Below are 16,301 nucleotides of genomic sequence, written 5' to 3' on the forward strand. Positions count from 1 at the left end.
CGCGCCCGGCTCAAACCTGCGGCGGGGCGGGCGCGGATGCAAGCGGATCGGCGCCCGGGGCGGTGCCTCCGGGGCCGATCCCACGCGCTCGTGACGCGCCTGTGCCCCTTGATCCTGCCCCTGGGTCAGGCCGCCTTTGCCTCTGGCGCGAAGCGGCCGTAGAAGCTCTCGCCCTTCTCCGCCATCTCCACGAGCAGCTTCGGCGCCGCGAAGCGGGGGCCGTGCGCGGCCTCCAGCCCGCGGCAGATCTCAACCGCCTTCCCCGCGCCCAGGATGTCGAGCCAGGAGAACGGGCCGCCCGACCAGGGCGCGAAGCCCCAGCCGAGGATCGCGCCCACGTCGCCCTCGCGGATATCGGTCAGCACGCCCGTCTCCAGCGCGCGGACCGCCTCCAGCACCTGAACGAAGAGCAGGCGGTGCTGAACCTCGTGCAGGTCCGGCTGCGCCTCGGCTTCGGCGAAGCGGGCGGAAAGCCCGTCCCACAGGCCCTCCCGCTTGCCTGCGTCGTCATAGGCGTAGAACCCGGCCTTGGCCTTGCGGCCCATCCGGCCCTGGTCGGCCATCCAGAACAGCACCTCGTCCACCGCGCCGTCGGGGTAGCCCGCGCCCATCGCCGCCTTGGTCGCCTTCGCGATCTTCACGCCGAGGTCGATCGAGGTTTCGTCAACCAGCTGCAGCGGCCCGAGCGGCATGCCTACCAGCTTCGCCGCATTCTCGATCAACGGCGGCGCGATGCCCTCGGCCACCATGCGGATACCCTCGTTGATATAGGGGATGATGCAGCGGTTGGCGTAGAAGAAGCGGGCGTCGTTCACCACGATCGGGGTCTTGCGGATCTGGCGCACGAAGTCGAGCGCCTTGGCCACCGCCCGGTCGCCGGTCTCTGCGCCCTTGATGATCTCCACCAGCATCATCCTGTCGACGGGCGAGAAGAAGTGGATGCCGATGAAATCGCCGGGCCGCGAGAATGCCTTGGCAAGCTCGCTGATCGGCAGGGTGGAGGTGTTGGTGGCGAAGATGCAATCGGCGCCGATGGCAGCCTCGGTCTTTGCGGTCACCTCGGCCTTCACCTTCGGGTCCTCGAAAACGGCCTCCACGATCAGGTCGCAGCCCTTGAGTGCTGCATAGTCGGTCGTGGGCGTGATGCGGGCCAGAAGCTCTTCCTTCTGCGCCTCGGTGGCCTTGCGGCGCGAGATCGCCTTATCCATCAGCCCGGCGGAATGGGCCTTGCCGCGCTCGGCCGCCTCCTGCGCGGAGTCGATCAGCACCACCTCGATCCCTGCGCGGGCGGAGACATAGGCGATGCCCGCCCCCATCATCCCCGCGCCGAGCACGCCGAGCTTCGTCACCGTCTGGTCGGGCACGCCCTTCGGCCGCACCGCGCCCTTCTCCAGCGCCTCCTTGTTGAGGAAGAGCGAGCGGATCATCGCGCCGGAAGAGGGGTTCATCAGAACCTGCGTGAACCAGCGCGCCTCGATCCGGATCGCCACGTCGAAAGGCACCAGCGCGCCTTCGTAGACGGCGGAAAGGAGCGCCCTTGCGGCGGGGTAGACGCCCATCGTCCGGCCCATCACCATCGCATTGGCGCCGAGGAAATTCATGAACCCGCCCGGCGTATATGGCGCGCCGCCGGGGATCTTGAACCCTTTCTGGTCCCAGGGCTTCACCAGGTCCGCTTCCTTGGCCTGCAGGATCCAGGCCTTGGCGGCGGCGACGGGATCCTCCGCCACCTCGTCGATCAGGCCCATGGCCTTGGCGGCCTTGGGGTTCGAAAGCTTGCCCTCCAGCAGCACCGGCGCCGCGGCGATGGGGCCCAGCTTGCGCACCAGCCGCGTTGTGCCGCCGGAGCCGGGGAAGATGCCGACGAGGATCTCAGGCAGGCCGATCTTGGCCTTGGGATTGTCGGCCGCGAAGATCCGGTGGCAGGCCAGCGGGATCTCCAGCCCGATCCCCACCGCTGTGCCGGGCAGGGCGGCGGCGACGGGTTTTCCCCCTTTCAGCGTCTTCGGGTCCATCCCCGCGCGCTCGATCTTCCGCAGAAGGTGATGGATCCGCATCAGCCCGTCGAAAAGGCCCTGCGCCGGGGCATCGCCCGCGGCCTCCTTCATCCTTGCCACGACGTTGAGGTCCATCCCCCCGGCAAAGTCCTTCTTGGCCGAGGTGATGACGATCCCCTTGACCTCCGCATCGCCGAGGCCGCGGTCGATCAGCGCCTCCAGCGCGTCGAAGCCTTCGAGCGACATGACGTTCATGGATTTCCCGGGCACGTCCCAGGTGATGGTGGCGACGCCCTCGGCATCGACGGCATAGGTGAAATCGGTCATTTCGGTCCTCCGGGATCGGGCGGGAAGCCGGGGGCTGTCTGCCCCCGGACCCCCGAGGAAATTTCGGCCATGATGAAGGCGGGGTCGGTCACCGCGGACCCTTCCAGTCGCTGCCGTCCTTGTAGGTGAAGCGGGGGCCACCGCCTTCCATGTGGACCATGAGGTCGACATCGGAATAGGTCGCGACCTCGCCCTGCGCGCGGGTGCCGACGACAAGGAAGCGGGCCTCGCGATCGGTGCGGTTGAGGAAGTGGTGCCCGTTCGGATCGCCTGCCGGGAAGGCGGCGCAATCGCCGGGGCGCATCACGGTCTCGCCCTCGTCCTGGACAAGGACGCATTCGCCCTCGGTCACCATGACGAACTCGTCCTCCTTCAGGTGCCAGTGGCGGAGCGAGGATTTTGCGCCGGGCTGCAGGATCACGAGATTGGCGCCGAACTGGGTCAACCCACCCGCATCGCCGAGGCGGAGCGAGGAGCGGCCGGCCACCTCGGCGGCATAGGGCTCGGGGTAGATAGAGCCGGTCTTCACCGGGCATCTGGACTGGTCGATGACGCCCATGTCAGACCCTCTCGATGATCGTGGCGGCCCCCATGCCGGAGGCGATGCAGAGCGTGGCAAGCCCCGTGCCCTTGCCGGTGCGCTCCAGCTCGTCCAGCAGCGTGCCGATGATGATCGCCCCGGTCGCGCCCAGCGGATGGCCCATGGCGATGGCGCCGCCGTTGACGTTGACCTTGGCCGGATCGGCATCGAAGGCCTGCAGGAAGCGCAGGACGACGGCGGCAAAGGCCTCATTCACCTCGAAAAGGTCGATGTCGGAGGTCGACATGCCCGCCTCGCGCAGGATCTTCTCGGTGACGGGGACCGGGCCGGTCAGCATGATCGTGGGATCGGTGCCGATCTTCGCCGTGGCGCGGATCCGCGCGCGGGGCTTCAGGCCATGGGCCTTGCCGAACTCGGCATTGCCGATCAGCAGGGCCGCCGCGCCGTCGACGATGCCGGAGGAATTGCCGGCGTGGTGGACATGTTCGATCTTCTCGAGATGCGGGTATTTCATCACCGCGAGCTTGTCGAAGCCGGGCATGATCTCGCCCATCTCCTTGAAGGAGGGCTTCAGCGCGCCGAGCGCCTGCATGTCGGTGCCGGGGCGCATGTATTCGTCGCGCTCGAGGATCGGCAGGCCGTTCTGGTCCCGCACCGTCATCACCGAGCGGGCAAAGCGCCCCTCGGCCCAGGCCGCCGCCGCGCGCCTCTGGCTTTCGACGGCAAAGGCGTCGCAGTCGTCGCGCGAGAACCCGTATTCGGTGGCGATGATGTCGGCAGAGATCCCCTGCGGCACGAAATAGGTCTTCATCGCAAGGCTCGGGTCCACCGCGATCGCGGCCCCGTCCGAGCCCATGGCGACGCGGCCCATCATCTCCACGCCCCCGGCGATATACCCCGCGCCCGCGCCGCCCTTCACCTGGTTGGCAGCAAGGTTCACCGCCTCCATGCCGGAGGCGCAGAACCGGTTGATCGACAGGCCCGGGATCGTCTCGTCGAGGTCGGAGAGCAGCACCGCCGAGCGCGCAAGGCAGCCGCCCTGTTCGCCGACCTGGGTGACGTTGCCCCAGATCACATCCTCCACCGCGGCGCCTTCGAGGCCGTTGCGGGTCTTCACCTCGTTCAGGACCCGGGCCGAGAGCGCGACCGAGGTCACCTCCTGAAGGCTGCCGTCGGGCCGGTCCTTGCCGCGCGGGGTGCGGATGGCGTCATATATGAAGGCGTCTGCCATGGGATCCTCCTCAGGCCCGGTCGGAGGGATTGCCGGGCATCAACTCATAGGGGTGTTTCCAGCCGGGCAGGGCCGCGATGCGGTCAAGCCAGGCGGCGATATGGGGCCAGTCGGCGCGGGAGAACCCGAAGGGCTCCGGATAGTAGAGATAGGAACAGCAGGCGCAGTCGGCCAGCGTCGGGCCCGGGCCCACCATCCAGTCCCGGCCGTCGAGATGCCCGTCGAGCGTCTTCAGCGCCGCCTGCATCCGGCCCGAGAGCCAGGCGATCGCCTCCTGCGGGCGCTTTGCCTCGGGCAGGAAGTTCATCAGGAAGCGCAGCGTGCCGGCCTGGCTGGACATCTTGTGATTGTCCCAGAAGAGCCAGCGCAGGACCTCGCGCCGCTCAGCCGCGTCCCGGCCGTAGAGCTTGCCCGTCTGCCCGGCCACGTAATCCTGGATCACGCCAGACTGGGCGAGGATGAGGTCGCCCTCGACGAAGACCGGAACCTCGCCCATCTCGTTGAGCGCGCGGAAGTCCGGCGTGCGCGTCCCGCCGTTGAAGAAGTCGACATAGACCGGCTCCCAGTCATAGCCTGCCAGCTGCAGGGTCAGCGCCGCCTTGTAGGCATTGCCGCTTTCGCCGAAGCAGTAGAGTTTCGCGGTCATTGATCTTCTCCCATCAGGACAGCCCAATCCAGAATTCGGTGGCGATGCATCCTGGTCTTTGCAGCTGACATACGGCCGGCGCTAACCTCAGCAGCGCCATGGTGGCGTGTGGGGGAGTACCTTGAAAGGTCGGCCTTCAACTCCTGCAACTCGGACCAAACGCTTGATGGAACATCGCTTTCGATCACATGGACTAGGCATTCGTAGTAGGTCTCCGCCAAGCCAGCGGCTAGACGCCGGTGATCAAGCAGTTGGTGTGCCGCTTGCCAAATCTTGTTTTGACCATATGCGCCGTCTCCACTCATTTCTTCCGCGCCTCCAGCTCCGCCAGGAAAAGCCGCAGCCGGTGGCCCAGCGTCTCCTCGTCGGTGACGGAGGCGAAATTCTCGAACAGGAACACCAGCGCCTCGTCCTGGGTGATGCCGGCCTCGGCCGAGAAGGCGCGCAGCTTGCGGTAGGCGTCTTCGGTCAGCATCACCGGGAAGCGGCGGGTGAAGCGCAGGCGTTTCGGCATCTCGTCCTCCCTCTCGATGCCGGGAGCCTAGAACGCCTCGGGGGCGAGCGCCATCACCGGCGCCGATCCGCTCTCGATCCGCGCGAGGTGCAGCGCGGTGGCCGGAAGCTGGCGCGCCATGTAGTAGCGCCCGGTGGCGAGCTTGGTTTCGTGGAAGCCCGCGTCCTCTGCCCCGGCGGCCAGGGCCGCCGTTGAGGCCTTGGCCATCCGCGCCCACATCAGTCCCAGGCAGGTATGGCCGAAGAGGTGCAGGAAATCGGTGGCGCCGGCGAGCGCGGCGCTCGGATCCTTCATCCCATGCTGCATGAAGAACATCGCCGCCGCCTGCAGGTCTTTCGAGGCGCGCTTCAGCGGCTCCAGGAAGTCGCGGGCGAGCGCCTCGTCCCCGGCGTTTTCCTTGATGAAACCCTTGACCATCTCGAAGAAGGCCATGATCGGCTTGCCGCCATCCGCCGCGAGCTTGCGGCCGACGAGGTCGAGCGCCTGGATGCCGTTCGCGCCCTCGTAGATCATCGCGATCCGGGCATCGCGCACGAACTGGCTCATGCCCTGTTCCTCGATATAGCCGTGCCCACCCCAGATCTGCTGGGCGACGACGGCCATGTCGAAGCCGCGGTCGGTCTGGAAGCCCTTGATGACCGGGGTGAGGAGCGAGATCATCGCCTCGGCCTCCGCGTCGCCGGTGCGATGGGCGCGGTCGATCAGCTCGGCGCCCCAGAGGGTCAGCGCGCGGGCGCCCTCGACGAAGCTCTTCTGGTCCATCAGCGCGCGACGGATGTCGGGGTGCACGATCAGCGGATCGGCCGGGCTTTCCGGTGCTGCGGGCTTCGGCACCGCGCGGCCCTGCTGGCGGTCCTTGGCATAGGCGAGCGAGGCCTGGTAGGCGGCCTCGGCCACGGCGTAGCCCTGCAGGCCGACGCCCAGCCGCGCCTCGTTCATCATGGTGAACATGTTGCGCATGCCCTTGTGCAGCTCGCCGACAAGGTAGCCGGTCGCGCCGTCATAGTTCATCACGCAGGTGGCATTGCCATGAATGCCCATCTTCTCTTCGATCTTCCCGGCCGCGACCGCGTTGCGCGCCCCGAGCGAGCCGTCCTCGTTCACCAGGAACTTCGGCACGATGAAGAGAGAGATGCCCCGCGTCCCCTCGCCGCCGCCCGGCGCCTTGGCGAGGACGAGGTGGATGATGTTCTCCGCCAGGTCATGCTCGCCGGCCGAGATGAAGATCTTCTGGCCGGTGATGAGGTAGCTGCCGTCGTCCTGCGGCTCCGCCTTGGTGCGAATGAGGCCCAGGTCGGTGCCGCAATGCGGCTCCGTCAGGTTCATCGTGCCGGTCCAGTCGAGCGAGACCATCTTCGGAAGGTAGGTGGCTTTCTGCCCTTCCGAGCCATGGGCGAGGATCGCCGCGATCGCGCCATGGGTCAGGCCCTGGTACATGTTGAAGGCCATGTTGGAGGAGACGAAGAACTCCCCCACCGCCGTGCCCATCAGATAGGGCAGGCCCGCGCCGCCGAATTCCTCCGGCAGGTCGAGGCCGTTCCAGCCGCCGTCCTTCACCGCCTGGAAGGCCTCGGCAAAGCCGGTGGGGGTGCGGACGACGCCATTCTCGAACCGGCAGCCCTCGCGGTCGCCCACGGCGTTCAGCGGCGCCAGCACCTCGGAGGCGAGCTTGCCGGCCTCCTCGAGGATCGCGCCGGTGGTCTCGGGGTCAAGTTCGCCATAGCCCGGCACCGGGCTTTCGCTGACCTTCAGCACCTCGTGCAGAAGAAAGGCGACGTCTCGCGTGGGCGCGGTGTAGCCGGGCATGGTCTCTTCCCTTATTTGGCGGCGGGGCGGTGGCGGGCGGACTGGTCTTCGAACCAGGCGAGCTCCACCCTCAGCTCCGCGATGGTCTCGTCGAGCTCGGCGCGCTGGCTTTCAAGCTGCGCCAGCCGCTTGCGGCCGATCTCGCAGCCGCGCTTCAGCTGGGCCTCGTTGCGGCTGCCGCGGTCGTAGAGGTCGAGGATCTCGCGGATCTCCTCCAGGCTCAGCCCGAAGCGCTTGCCGCGCAGGATCAGCTTCAGCCGGCCGCGGTCGCGCTTGGTGTAAAGCCGCTTCTGGCCCGTTCGGTACGGCGCCAGAAGCGCCTTGGATTCATAGAAGCGCAGCGCCCGCGGCGTGACCTCGAAGGCCTCGCTCATCTCGCGGATCGTCATCAGCTCTTCCGTGGTCGTTTGTTGCACGTTCGCATCCCGTCACGGTGGGTTTGGCAGACAACTTGGCCGGACGGGACGCGGAAACAAGGGTGCTTTACGCAAACGTCAGAGGAACGTCGCGTCACGAACGTCGCACGGGCAGAGGGGGCCGCGACGGCGGGCGGCGGCGCTCAGGGCCCGCCGACCGCCGCCAGAAGCTGTGCATTCCCGCCCGACGCTGTGGTGTCGATGCAGACGTGCCGCTCCACCAGTACCCGGCCCGGATCGGGGGCCTCGGTGACAAGCGGCAGGATCGGCCCGTCGCGGCGGGCGAGGGCCCGCGCAAAGGCCCGCGCCTCCTCTGCACCGCCCCACCAGAGGGCCTGCGAGAAGCCTCGAAGCCTGACCAGGGCCTCCGGCGCCAAGGTGCCTTCGGCCGCGACGCCGACGCCACCCACGGCCTGCACCGCCGCGACCTGCCGCGCCGCCGCCTCCGCCCCCGGGCCGAGGCAGAGCACCGGCGCGCGGGGGAAGAGCGAGAGCCGGTTCGACTCGCCCGTCGGCCCCGGCAGGTCGATCACCCGCGAGGCGCCCTTGGGAAGGGGGGCGGCATCCAGCGCGGCCTGCGCACGGGCTGGGTCGGCCTCGCGTTCCCAAGCGCCGCCTTCCGCGCCGGCCCCCAGCACGAAGCGGGTCAGATACTCCGGCCCGCCCGCCTTCGGCCCGGTGCCAGAGAGCCCCTCGCCCCCGAAGGGCTGCGAGCCGACGACGGCGCCGATCTGGTTGCGGTTGACGTAGGTGTTGCCGCAGCGCAGCCGGTCGACCACCTGCTGCACCCGGTCGTCGATCCGCGTATGCAGCCCGAAGGTCAGGCCGTAGCCCGTGGCGTTCACGGCGTCGATCACCGCGTCGATCTCCTGCGCCTTGAAGGTGGCGAGATGCAGGACCGGTCCGAAGACCTCGCGCTCCATCTCGGCGATACCCGAGACGCGAAGCACGGTGGGGGCGATGAAATGGCCGGCGGCGGGGGCGGAGAGTTCCTTCAGCACCCGGCCCTCGGCCCGCGCCTTGGCGATGTAATCGGCGATCTGCCCCGCGGCCTCGGCATCGATGACCGGGCCGACGTCGGTGGAGAGATCCCAGGGATCGCCGAGCGCCAGCTCCTCCATCGCGCCGAAGAGCATCTCGGAGATGGTGCCGGCCACGTCCTCCTGCACGTAGAGGCAGCGCAGCGCCGAGCAGCGCTGGCCTGCGGACTGGAAGGCGGAGGCGAGGATGTCGCGTATCGCCTGCTCCGGCAGGGCGGTGGAATCGACGATCATCGCGTTCAGCCCGCCGGTCTCTGCGATCAGCGGCGCGGTGGCGTTGCCGGTTTCGGCCATCGACCGGCGGATCGCCTTGGCGGTTTCGGTCGAGCCGGTGAAGGCCACGCCCGCGATCCGTGGATCGCCCGTCACCGCCGCGCCCACCGTGGCGCCGTCGCCCGGCAGGAACTGCAGCGTGGCCTCCGGCACGCCCGCCTGGTGGAGAAGCCGCACCGCAAGAGCGGCGATCAGCGGGGTCTGTTCAGCGGGCTTGGCAATCACCGCGTTGCCGGCCGCGAGCGCCGCCGCCACCTGCCCGGTGAAGATCGCCAGCGGGAAATTCCACGGGCTGATGCAGGCGAAGGTACCGCGCGGGCCGGCCGTCAGCTTCTCGGCCCCGTCGGCATAGAAGCGCAGGAAATCGGCCGCCTCGCGCAGCTCGCTGACCGCGTCGGGCAGCGCCTTGCCAGCCTCGCGCGCGAGCAGGGCGAAGATCGCGCCGTATTCCGCCTCGTAAAGCTCCGCCGCTCGACGCAGCGCCTGCGCGCGCTCGGCCGCGGGCGCGTCCCAGGTCCTGGCCCCGGCCAGCGCCGCCTCGACCTCCGCCGGGGTGGCATTGGCGATCATGCCGACGCGGTCCTCGGGCCGGGCCGGGTTGGCGACCGGCTCCGCCGCCGCGCCCTTGGCGCCGCCCACGACCATCGGGGCGGCGTGGAAAAGCTCGCGATGGCTTGGGCCGCGCGCCGCCTCGATCGCGGCAAGATCGTCTGCCCCGGTCAGGTCCCAGCCGCGCGAGTTGGCCCGTGTGCCGTAAAGATCCGGCCCGCGCCGGATCGCCGGGTTGGCCGGCTCGGGCAGGACGGCCTCGACAGCCGTGAACGGACAGGCGGCCACGACCTCGGGCGGGACGTCCTCGTCGACGATCTGGTTGACGAAGGAACTGTTCGCCCCGTTCTCCAGCAGCCGGCGGACGAGATAGGCCAGAAGGTCCCGATGCGCGCCCACCGGCGCGTAGATCCGGCAGCGGGTGCCCTCATCGGCATGGACCAGATCGTGAAGCCGCTCGCCCATCCCGTGCAGGCGCTGGAACTCGAAGGCGGTCTTGTCGGTGGCCATCTCGAGGATCGCGGCGACGGTATGGGCGTTGTGGGTGGCGAATTGCGGATAGATCCGGTCCGTCATCCCCAAGAGCTTGCGGGCATTGGCGATGTAGCTGACATCGGTCGCGGCCTTGCGGGTGAAGACCGGGAAGCTCTCCAGCCCCAGCACCTGCGCCCGCTTCACCTCGGCATCCCAGTAGGCGCCCTTGACGAGGCGCACCATGATCCGCCTGTCATAGCGTTCGGCGAGGTCATGCAGGAAGTCGAGCACCGGCCCCGCGCGGCGGCCATAGGCCTGCACCACCACGCCGAACCCGTCCCAGCCCTTCAGCGAGGGATCGGCCAGCACCGCCTCGATCACCTCGAGCGACAGCGCCAGCCGGTCGGCTTCCTCCGCGTCGATGTTGAAGCCCAGACCCGCGGCCTTGGCGAGCCCGGCCAGCGCGCGCACCCGCGGCACCAGCTCCGCCATCACCCGTTCGCGCTTGGCGACCTCGTAGCGCGGGTGAAGCGCCGAGAGCTTTACCGAGATGCCCGGGTTTTCGCGGATATCGCGCGAGGTGCAGGCCCCGGCGATGGCACCGATCGCCTTGGAATAGGCGAGGTGATAGCGCCGGGCATCGGCCTCGGTGCGCGCAGCCTCTCCCAGCATGTCGTAGGAATAGGTGTAGCCCTTGGCCTCCAGCCCCCGGGCGCGCTCCATCGCCGCGCCGATGGTCTCGCCAAGGACGAACTGCCGCCCCATCTCCTTCATCGCGCGGCCGACCGCGGTGCGGATCACCGGCTCGCCCAGCCGCTTCACCGCCCCGCGCAGGTGGCCGACGATGCCCGGCTCGCGCTCGTCCAGCACCTTGCCGGTCAGCATCAGCGCCCAGGTCGAGGCATTGACCAGCGAGGAGGCGGAGCGCCCGAGGTGGCGGCCCCAGTCGGAGGGCGCGATCTTGTCCTCGATCAGCGCATCCATGGTCTCGGCATCGGGCACGCGGAGGAGCGCCTCGGCGAGGCACATCAGCGCGATCCCCTCCTCGGTTGACAGACCGTATTCGGCCAGGAAGACCTCCATGAGGCCGGGCTTCACGCTGGCGCGGATACGCCGGACCAGCGCCGCGCCTGCGGTCACGATCCGGTCCCGCGTGTCGGGGGCAAGCGCCGCCTGGGCGATCAGCCGTTCGAGAAGCGGGCCCTCGGGGGCCAGGGTCTGGGCCTCGATCCGGGCGAGGGCGTCTTTCGAATGCTCGGTCATGTCGATTCTCCGCGAATGGCACATCATATCCGGCCACGGCGGATCTGATCGGCCAAAGTATGGCTTTGGGCTATCCGGATCGGCCAAGAATCAGCCCGGAACAGGCCGAATGGCCTACGAGACCGCGCGCGGCCCGCTTGATTTCGCGGACGGATACGCCATGCTGGGCCGATGCGGGTTCCAATGCTTCTCGCCCTTCTTGCCGCGCCGGCGATGGCGCAGACCTGCCCCAAGGGGCCGGACAAGGCGCCCGAGCGCGCCGCGATCATCGCCGACATGCAGGCGGCCAAGACGCAGAAAGCGGCCTCGGCCCTGATGACGGCGTTCTGGATGAACCAGATGCGCGCGCCCGACGTCCGTGCCCAGGCGCTTCTGAACGCGGCCACGGCGCAGCGCGACCAGGGCGATCTCGCCGCCGCGCGCGACACGCTGACCGGACTGATCGCCGACTGCCCCGACTTCACCGAGGCCTACAACCAGCGCTCTTTCGTCGAGTTCCTCGCCTCCGAGAACAAGGCCGCGCTGGCCGACGCCAACCACGTGCTTGCGGTGGCGCCCGACCATCTCGGGGCGCTCGCGGGCAAGGCGCTGGTGCTGATGCGGATAGGGCGGACGGCGGAGGGCCAGCAGGTGCTGCGCCGTGCGGTGCAACTCGACCCCTGGCTGCCGGAGCGGCGGCTTCTGACGGGCCCTTCGGCCAAGAAGCCCTAGCCCCCGCCGCGACCCGCCGCTATGGTCCGCCGGCGCCGCTCGGGCCCGCGTGGTGGAATGGTAGACACAGGGGACTTAAAATCCCGATGTGCCGACCGGGAAGCGCATTGTTGTCAGCGCGTTAGGGTTGTATCGAGTTTCCGCGGCCCGGATGAGGCCCGGCACAGAGATGTTGATGGGCTCCGCCCGGCCTGATAGAGGGCGAAGGCCGGCCCCTTGGCGGAATTGGTAGACGCAAGGCACTTAAAATGCCTGGCCGCAAGGCGTTCCGGTTCGACCCCGGAAGGGGCCACCAAACTTACGGGAGCAGCGCGCGCACCGCCGCGACGAACGCCCTCTCTTCATCCTCGATGGGTACTGCATCCAGGTCGATCATTCCGTTGAAGACCTTGAAGCCGCCAATTTCGCCGCAAAACTCTGCTTGGTCGCGCCCTTCGGGACGGCCGGCGTGCAATAGCATGATCCGATCGGCCGAGTATCTTATGCCATATACGACGACCTGATTGACGTCCCCACGATCGGGCATTCTCGGCGCCGGCTTGTACTTCGTGTCAATGACCAGCACCGGCGTCCCATCCCTCTCAATCACGATATCAGGTGTTACGGCGGGATTGTTCGTTCCGACGGCAAGTGGATCGTACAGCGCAAGCTTCGCTCCCCCGTCGCCTGCCCTGTTTCCGTCCTTGACCTCCAAAGATGGGTCGTCGGCCAGCCCCTCGGCGAGGACTCGGCGCACGTAGGCCTCGAAGACCAGAGCCATGTCTATTAGGATTGACGGCAGGATGGCGACGCCGCCAGCCTGGCGTATTGAGAGACCGAGGTCGTAGACCACCAGATGAGCGACGAGGAGCGCGTCAGCGTAGGCCTCGTGATGGTAGGGTAGCCGTGTGACATACTGGGCGATCGCCTGGGTCGTCAGCTCGGATGGGGAGGCGCGTCCGACCCCCTCTAACCTCGCAATGGCCGCGCGAAGCCTCTGCGTGCGCAACCTCTGTGTCGGCTCCGACAGGCCAAGGTAGCGGGCCAGAAGTTTCTCGAAAGCGTGGCGGAGCAGCCTGTTTGGGCCGAAGTCTGGCGTGCGACGGAAGGCCGTTGATACAGCGGTGGGCCGTCCGACCTTGGCGGACTTCCACTCGGTTTCGAACGGCATGATGCGACCGCTCGGCGTTGAGCCCGAGTTGACCACCCGGCCATAGCTTTGCAGCAGTCCGCCGGACCAGATCCTGTCGAACGCACCGAGGAGCTGGTCCGCGAGCAGGTCAACGAGAGCCTCAGGCCGATCCTCGGAGTCACTGAATAGTCGAGAGTACTTGCGCAGGACTGCCGGCGTGTATCCGGCGGCCATCCCGACCAGCCGTTCCAGATTTCCCACCGGGACACGCGTCGATACCTCAAGAGCGTACGAGTCATTTAGTGGAATGTAGCCCACCCAGCCGGAGCACTGGATCGACGGTCGATTCCTCTGATAGGTTGGCCGGAACCTGTTGAGCACGTCCTCGTAAAGGTCGAGCGAGCCGTCATCGCGGACGAGTTCGGACGGAAGCGCAACGGTTTCGTGCTCGATCGCAGGGATGGCAATGCGGGCGATCCCGCCGGACGCCGCTAGGCCGCGGCCCCTGAATGCGGCCTCCAGGGCGCCACTGCCTGCCATCGTCAGTTGCCTTCGGCGCTGACCGGCCCAAGTTCAGGCTCCGCGCTATCGGTCCCATCTGGTGGAATCGGGGCAACGTCGGCGGGAAACGACCGCGCCCACGACTTGCTGATCCTGTCTAGTAGGGCACTGTCAAGGCGGCACGCTTTCTTGAAGAAGGGCAGGAGCCTGTACTCCCAACAGCGACGGGCGCTGGCCTCATCCAGACAGGTGATGAAGTAGGCGTGGCCTAGGCGGACCATTTCGTCGCTCTCCCGCTGGACAGAGTCGAAGAAGGCAACCACCCTGTCGATCAAATCGGGCGCCGCGCCGCCCTCAATCAGGAGGTCGCGCAGCTTCGCGGCGCTGGGCGGCACGTCGATCTGGGCGAACCGCCGTTCGAGCGCCACGTCCAACTCATCGACGCCCTTATCCCAGGGGTTCATTGTGGCAAGTACGATCAGGTTCTTCGGCACCGCCATCGTCCCGCCAGATGCCACGGTGAACCGTTGACCCCTCTTGTCCATCTCCAGGTATGTCAATGCCTCGCCGAAGACCCTTGCCACGTCGCATCGGCTAATCTCATCAATCAGCAGGACGTGCAGCACATCGGGCCGCTCGGCTGCGTCGTCACAGAGCAGGGCGAAAGTCTTCTTCTGTAGATGGAAACCCCCTCCATCGCGCGGCGCGAAACCGAGCATGAAGTCCTCGTACTGGTAGGATGTGTGGAACTGCACGGTTCGGACTGCGTCCAGGTCGCCGGCGATCGCGCTGGCAAGTCGCTTCGCGTACCAGCTCTTGCCCGTCCCAGGCGGTCCCGACAGGATCACGCCGGCGAAGCCCATGGCGAGGGCCGCACGGACCTCGATCAGCATCTCGTCGGTTTCCGGGAGTGGGTCAGTTTGGTCCTCCCGCTCGGCGTCGACGTCCGAAGCCGTCTCTCCGTCTTCGTCCAAAATCCGTTCAAGAGTGGCAGGCGGATGAATGTCCAGTCCGAGATCCTCCAAAGACATTGGTCGGACCTTGTCAGATGTCAGGCTATCCATCCGCTTGCCCCCCTTGAAGCATTTCCAGGTCTTCGGGCGTGAAGCTGTCCGCATCGTCGGCAAATAGGGTGTCGAACACCTTCCTCTCCTCGGGATCGGCCTCGCTCAACCCGAACTCGTAGCGAAACAGATCTATCACCCGTGACACTTCGCGGGCGTCTAGGCGGAATCCGTAGTCGCGGTAGAAGAAGGCGGCGAGGGCCCCGACGGGCACCTTCCCCTTCAAGAGAAACCGTCTGGCGAGCTTCGCGTGCTCGTCCTTCAGCCTATACGTTGCGCTCGCTCCCTCCCCCTCTACCTCGATGACCTCCGATAGTTTGCCACGCGCACGTATCGAACTCGCGCCATACGACCCGGCGACATTTGGGTTGAAGAGCTCAAGGCCTCGGCTACCGCGTGAAGCAAAGGGGCGGACGTAGACGGATTGCTTGTTCTCGTCGGCGACGCTTAGGTACCTGTTGTGCAGGTCCCAAATTGCCTTGGATCTCACGGGCTCCCCCGGCTCTGCCGACTTCAACCCGCGCAGAATTGCCAGGTAGCCGGGGAAGTGCTCATGAATCTTGCAAGTCTCAAGCAAGCGGATGGAGCGAAGGACAGCATCCCTCGTGAAGACGTAAGTGCTCGGCTCACTTGGCTCCGCCACGCTTCGTAGACCTCATCGATTCGCTCTTCTGAGCGAGGTCTACACCAATGGCGCTTCTGCCGATATCCCTTGCGGCACGTAGGGTTGTGCCCGTGCCCATGAACGGATCAAGGACGATTCCGGGGCGAAACGGCGCGTCGCACCCGCAGTCGGTCCATCCAACCGTCTCGCGCTTGGCAAAGGTGAACTCGCGGAAGTAACCCCCAAGCGCGGCCTTGGCCTCTGCTGCAAGCGCCTTCACCACAGCCGAGTTCCGGCCGGTTCCGGTCTGGACAAGCATGGCCTTGCCCGCGTCCGAGATTCCCGTAGCCTGCACTGCCGCGATGTGCTCCGGCGTCAGACCCTTCTCCGCTGCGAGTTCCATCGCCCGCTTTGCCTGCGGCCGGGAGGGGTCGAGGCGCGCAGTCCGCCGGACGATCCTTTCCCGGGGCTTGCCGCAGCAGGTGCATACCTCGACAGGGCATGCAAGCGTCAACACCCGGTCCACCAACTCGGTTGGGTACGGAGCGAGATGCTTGCTCATGTCACGACGCAGCCCAATCTGCCAAACGTCGCTCGGCCCCGTTCCGTTACCGTATTTCTCGGCATAACCAAACTGGTCATAATAGTAGCCGCGACGCTTCGGTGTGAAGTGGATGATGTATTCGTGGCGGCTCTTGAGCCGATCCTTGGCCGGGTCCGGCATGCCGGCGTCCTTCACCCAGACGATGCGATTGCGAACGGTCCAACCCGCCGCTTGGGCCGCGATCTCTAGGCGGCCGGGTGTGTTGGCGAGTGAGCCGTTGTGATAGGTGTCGCCGATGTTCATGAAGACCGAGCCCCACGGGGGCAGGATGGTCCGCCAGTTCTCCATGCACTCGATCATGGAGGCGACGTATTCGTCTGGGGTGGCTTCCTGCCCAATCTGTCCGGCAACCCCGTAGTCGCGCTTGAGCCAATACGGAGGTGAAGTTACCACGATGTCGGCGGCGCCAGCACTCAGCGGAACCTCTCTGGCATCTCCGTGTAGCTTTCGGGTGAACGGCCCCTCGTGGACACGTGGTTTCTCATTGCAAGGATCTTTGGACAGGTCTGTTTTCGTGTCCGAGCTGAGCGGTGCAATTAAGTTCATTGTGGTGTCCGACCGTTCTGTTCGACGCCGCCTCGCAAGGGCATTGCTTGAGTTGTGCGCCAAAGTGATTCTCGAACACACTA

At 67.0% G+C, this 16,301-nt stretch carries 13 protein-coding genes and 1 tRNA gene; 2 read left to right on the forward strand and 12 right to left on the reverse strand.

Annotation, left to right across the window (positions count from 1 at the left end; translation table 11 throughout):
• Positions 1 to 125 precede the first annotated feature (125 nt).
• The 8 genes from EIP85_RS02300 to putA form a co-directional block, all read right to left on the reverse strand.
• Positions 126 to 2,324, reverse strand: a complete 2,199-nt coding sequence (locus EIP85_RS02300) for a 3-hydroxyacyl-CoA dehydrogenase NAD-binding domain-containing protein (protein ID WP_127900536.1) — start codon at positions 2,322 to 2,324, stop codon at positions 126 to 128.
• An 88-nt stretch (positions 2,325 to 2,412) separates the two neighbouring features.
• Positions 2,413 to 2,883, reverse strand: a complete 471-nt coding sequence (locus EIP85_RS02305; protein WP_127900537.1) for a cupin domain-containing protein — start codon at positions 2,881 to 2,883, stop codon at positions 2,413 to 2,415.
• Between the two features lies 1 nt (position 2,884).
• Positions 2,885 to 4,096: an acetyl-CoA C-acetyltransferase gene (locus EIP85_RS02310; RefSeq protein ID WP_127900538.1), complete on the reverse strand. Its 1,212-nt coding sequence runs from the start codon at positions 4,094 to 4,096 to the stop codon at positions 2,885 to 2,887.
• Between the two features lie 10 nt (positions 4,097 to 4,106).
• Positions 4,107 to 4,742, reverse strand: coding sequence for a glutathione S-transferase family protein (locus EIP85_RS02315; RefSeq protein WP_127900539.1), 636 nt, complete (start codon positions 4,740 to 4,742; stop codon positions 4,107 to 4,109).
• Positions 4,743 to 5,043: 301 nt separating this feature from the next.
• On the reverse strand, positions 5,044 to 5,256 hold the full coding sequence (locus EIP85_RS02320; protein WP_127900540.1) for a hypothetical protein: 213 nt from the start codon (positions 5,254 to 5,256) through the stop codon (positions 5,044 to 5,046).
• Between the two features lie 27 nt (positions 5,257 to 5,283).
• Positions 5,284 to 7,062, reverse strand: coding sequence for an acyl-CoA dehydrogenase C-terminal domain-containing protein (locus EIP85_RS02325; protein ID WP_127900541.1), 1,779 nt, complete (start codon positions 7,060 to 7,062; stop codon positions 5,284 to 5,286).
• An 11-nt stretch (positions 7,063 to 7,073) separates the two neighbouring features.
• A complete protein-coding gene (locus EIP85_RS02330) occupies positions 7,074 to 7,451 on the reverse strand; it encodes a MerR family transcriptional regulator (protein ID WP_127900850.1) in 378 nt (125 codons plus the stop codon).
• Between the two features lie 170 nt (positions 7,452 to 7,621).
• Entirely contained in the window at positions 7,622 to 11,077 is a 3,456-nt protein-coding gene (putA, locus tag EIP85_RS02335; protein WP_127900542.1) for a bifunctional proline dehydrogenase/L-glutamate gamma-semialdehyde dehydrogenase PutA, read from the reverse strand.
• A gap of 183 nt (positions 11,078 to 11,260) precedes the next feature.
• Between putA and EIP85_RS02340 the strand changes: the two genes are divergently transcribed.
• On the forward strand, positions 11,261 to 11,788 hold the full coding sequence (locus EIP85_RS02340) for a tetratricopeptide repeat protein (protein ID WP_127900543.1): 528 nt from the start codon (positions 11,261 to 11,263) through the stop codon (positions 11,786 to 11,788).
• A 210-nt stretch (positions 11,789 to 11,998) separates the two neighbouring features.
• A tRNA-Leu gene (locus EIP85_RS02345) sits at positions 11,999 to 12,083 on the forward strand.
• Positions 12,084 to 12,086: 3 nt separating this feature from the next.
• Here the strand turns inward: EIP85_RS02345 and EIP85_RS02350 are convergent.
• From EIP85_RS02350 to EIP85_RS02365, 4 genes are read right to left on the reverse strand one after another with little or no spacing between them, the layout of a single operon-like run.
• Positions 12,087 to 13,439 (reverse strand): 5-methylcytosine restriction system specificity protein McrC, encoded by a 1,353-nt coding sequence (locus EIP85_RS02350; protein ID WP_127900544.1) that lies wholly within the window; start codon positions 13,437 to 13,439, stop codon positions 12,087 to 12,089.
• A 2-nt stretch (positions 13,440 to 13,441) separates the two neighbouring features.
• Entirely contained in the window at positions 13,442 to 14,464 is a 1,023-nt protein-coding gene (locus EIP85_RS02355) for an McrB family protein (protein ID WP_127900545.1), read from the reverse strand.
• Positions 14,457 to 15,107 (reverse strand): hypothetical protein, encoded by a 651-nt coding sequence (locus tag EIP85_RS02360; protein ID WP_127900546.1) that lies wholly within the window; start codon positions 15,105 to 15,107, stop codon positions 14,457 to 14,459. Before EIP85_RS02360 ends, EIP85_RS02355 begins: the two co-directional genes overlap by 8 nt.
• Complete coding sequence (locus EIP85_RS02365) at positions 15,091 to 16,218, reverse strand: DNA-methyltransferase (RefSeq protein ID WP_127900547.1); 1,128 nt, start codon at positions 16,216 to 16,218, stop codon at positions 15,091 to 15,093. Before EIP85_RS02365 ends, EIP85_RS02360 begins: the two co-directional genes overlap by 17 nt.
• Between the last annotated feature and the right edge of the window lie 83 nt (positions 16,219 to 16,301).

This window comes from Solirhodobacter olei (assembly GCF_004010155.1).
Taxonomy (GTDB): domain Bacteria; phylum Pseudomonadota; class Alphaproteobacteria; order Rhodobacterales; family Rhodobacteraceae; genus Solirhodobacter; species Solirhodobacter olei.

Excerpts from the sequence above, each read along its gene's own strand:
- EIP85_RS02300 (WP_127900536.1), bottom strand. The coding sequence starts at position 2,324 with ATGACCGATTTCACCTATGCCGTCGATGCCGAGGGCGTCGCCACCATC.
- EIP85_RS02305 (WP_127900537.1), bottom strand. The coding sequence starts at position 2,883 with ATGGGCGTCATCGACCAGTCCAGATGCCCGGTGAAGACCGGCTCTATC.
- EIP85_RS02310 (WP_127900538.1), bottom strand. The coding sequence starts at position 4,096 with ATGGCAGACGCCTTCATATATGACGCCATCCGCACCCCGCGCGGCAAG.
- EIP85_RS02315 (WP_127900539.1), bottom strand. The coding sequence starts at position 4,742 with ATGACCGCGAAACTCTACTGCTTCGGCGAAAGCGGCAATGCCTACAAG.
- EIP85_RS02320 (WP_127900540.1), bottom strand. The coding sequence starts at position 5,256 with ATGCCGAAACGCCTGCGCTTCACCCGCCGCTTCCCGGTGATGCTGACC.
- EIP85_RS02325 (WP_127900541.1), bottom strand. The coding sequence starts at position 7,062 with ATGCCCGGCTACACCGCGCCCACGCGAGACGTCGCCTTTCTTCTGCAC.
- EIP85_RS02330 (WP_127900850.1), bottom strand. The coding sequence starts at position 7,451 with ATGACGATCCGCGAGATGAGCGAGGCCTTCGAGGTCACGCCGCGGGCG.
- putA (WP_127900542.1), bottom strand. The coding sequence starts at position 11,077 with ATGACCGAGCATTCGAAAGACGCCCTCGCCCGGATCGAGGCCCAGACC.
- EIP85_RS02340 (WP_127900543.1), top strand. The coding sequence starts at position 11,261 with ATGCTTCTCGCCCTTCTTGCCGCGCCGGCGATGGCGCAGACCTGCCCC.
- EIP85_RS02350 (WP_127900544.1), bottom strand. The coding sequence starts at position 13,439 with ATGGCAGGCAGTGGCGCCCTGGAGGCCGCATTCAGGGGCCGCGGCCTA.
- EIP85_RS02355 (WP_127900545.1), bottom strand. The coding sequence starts at position 14,464 with ATGGATAGCCTGACATCTGACAAGGTCCGACCAATGTCTTTGGAGGAT.
- EIP85_RS02365 (WP_127900547.1), bottom strand. The coding sequence starts at position 16,218 with ATGAACTTAATTGCACCGCTCAGCTCGGACACGAAAACAGACCTGTCC.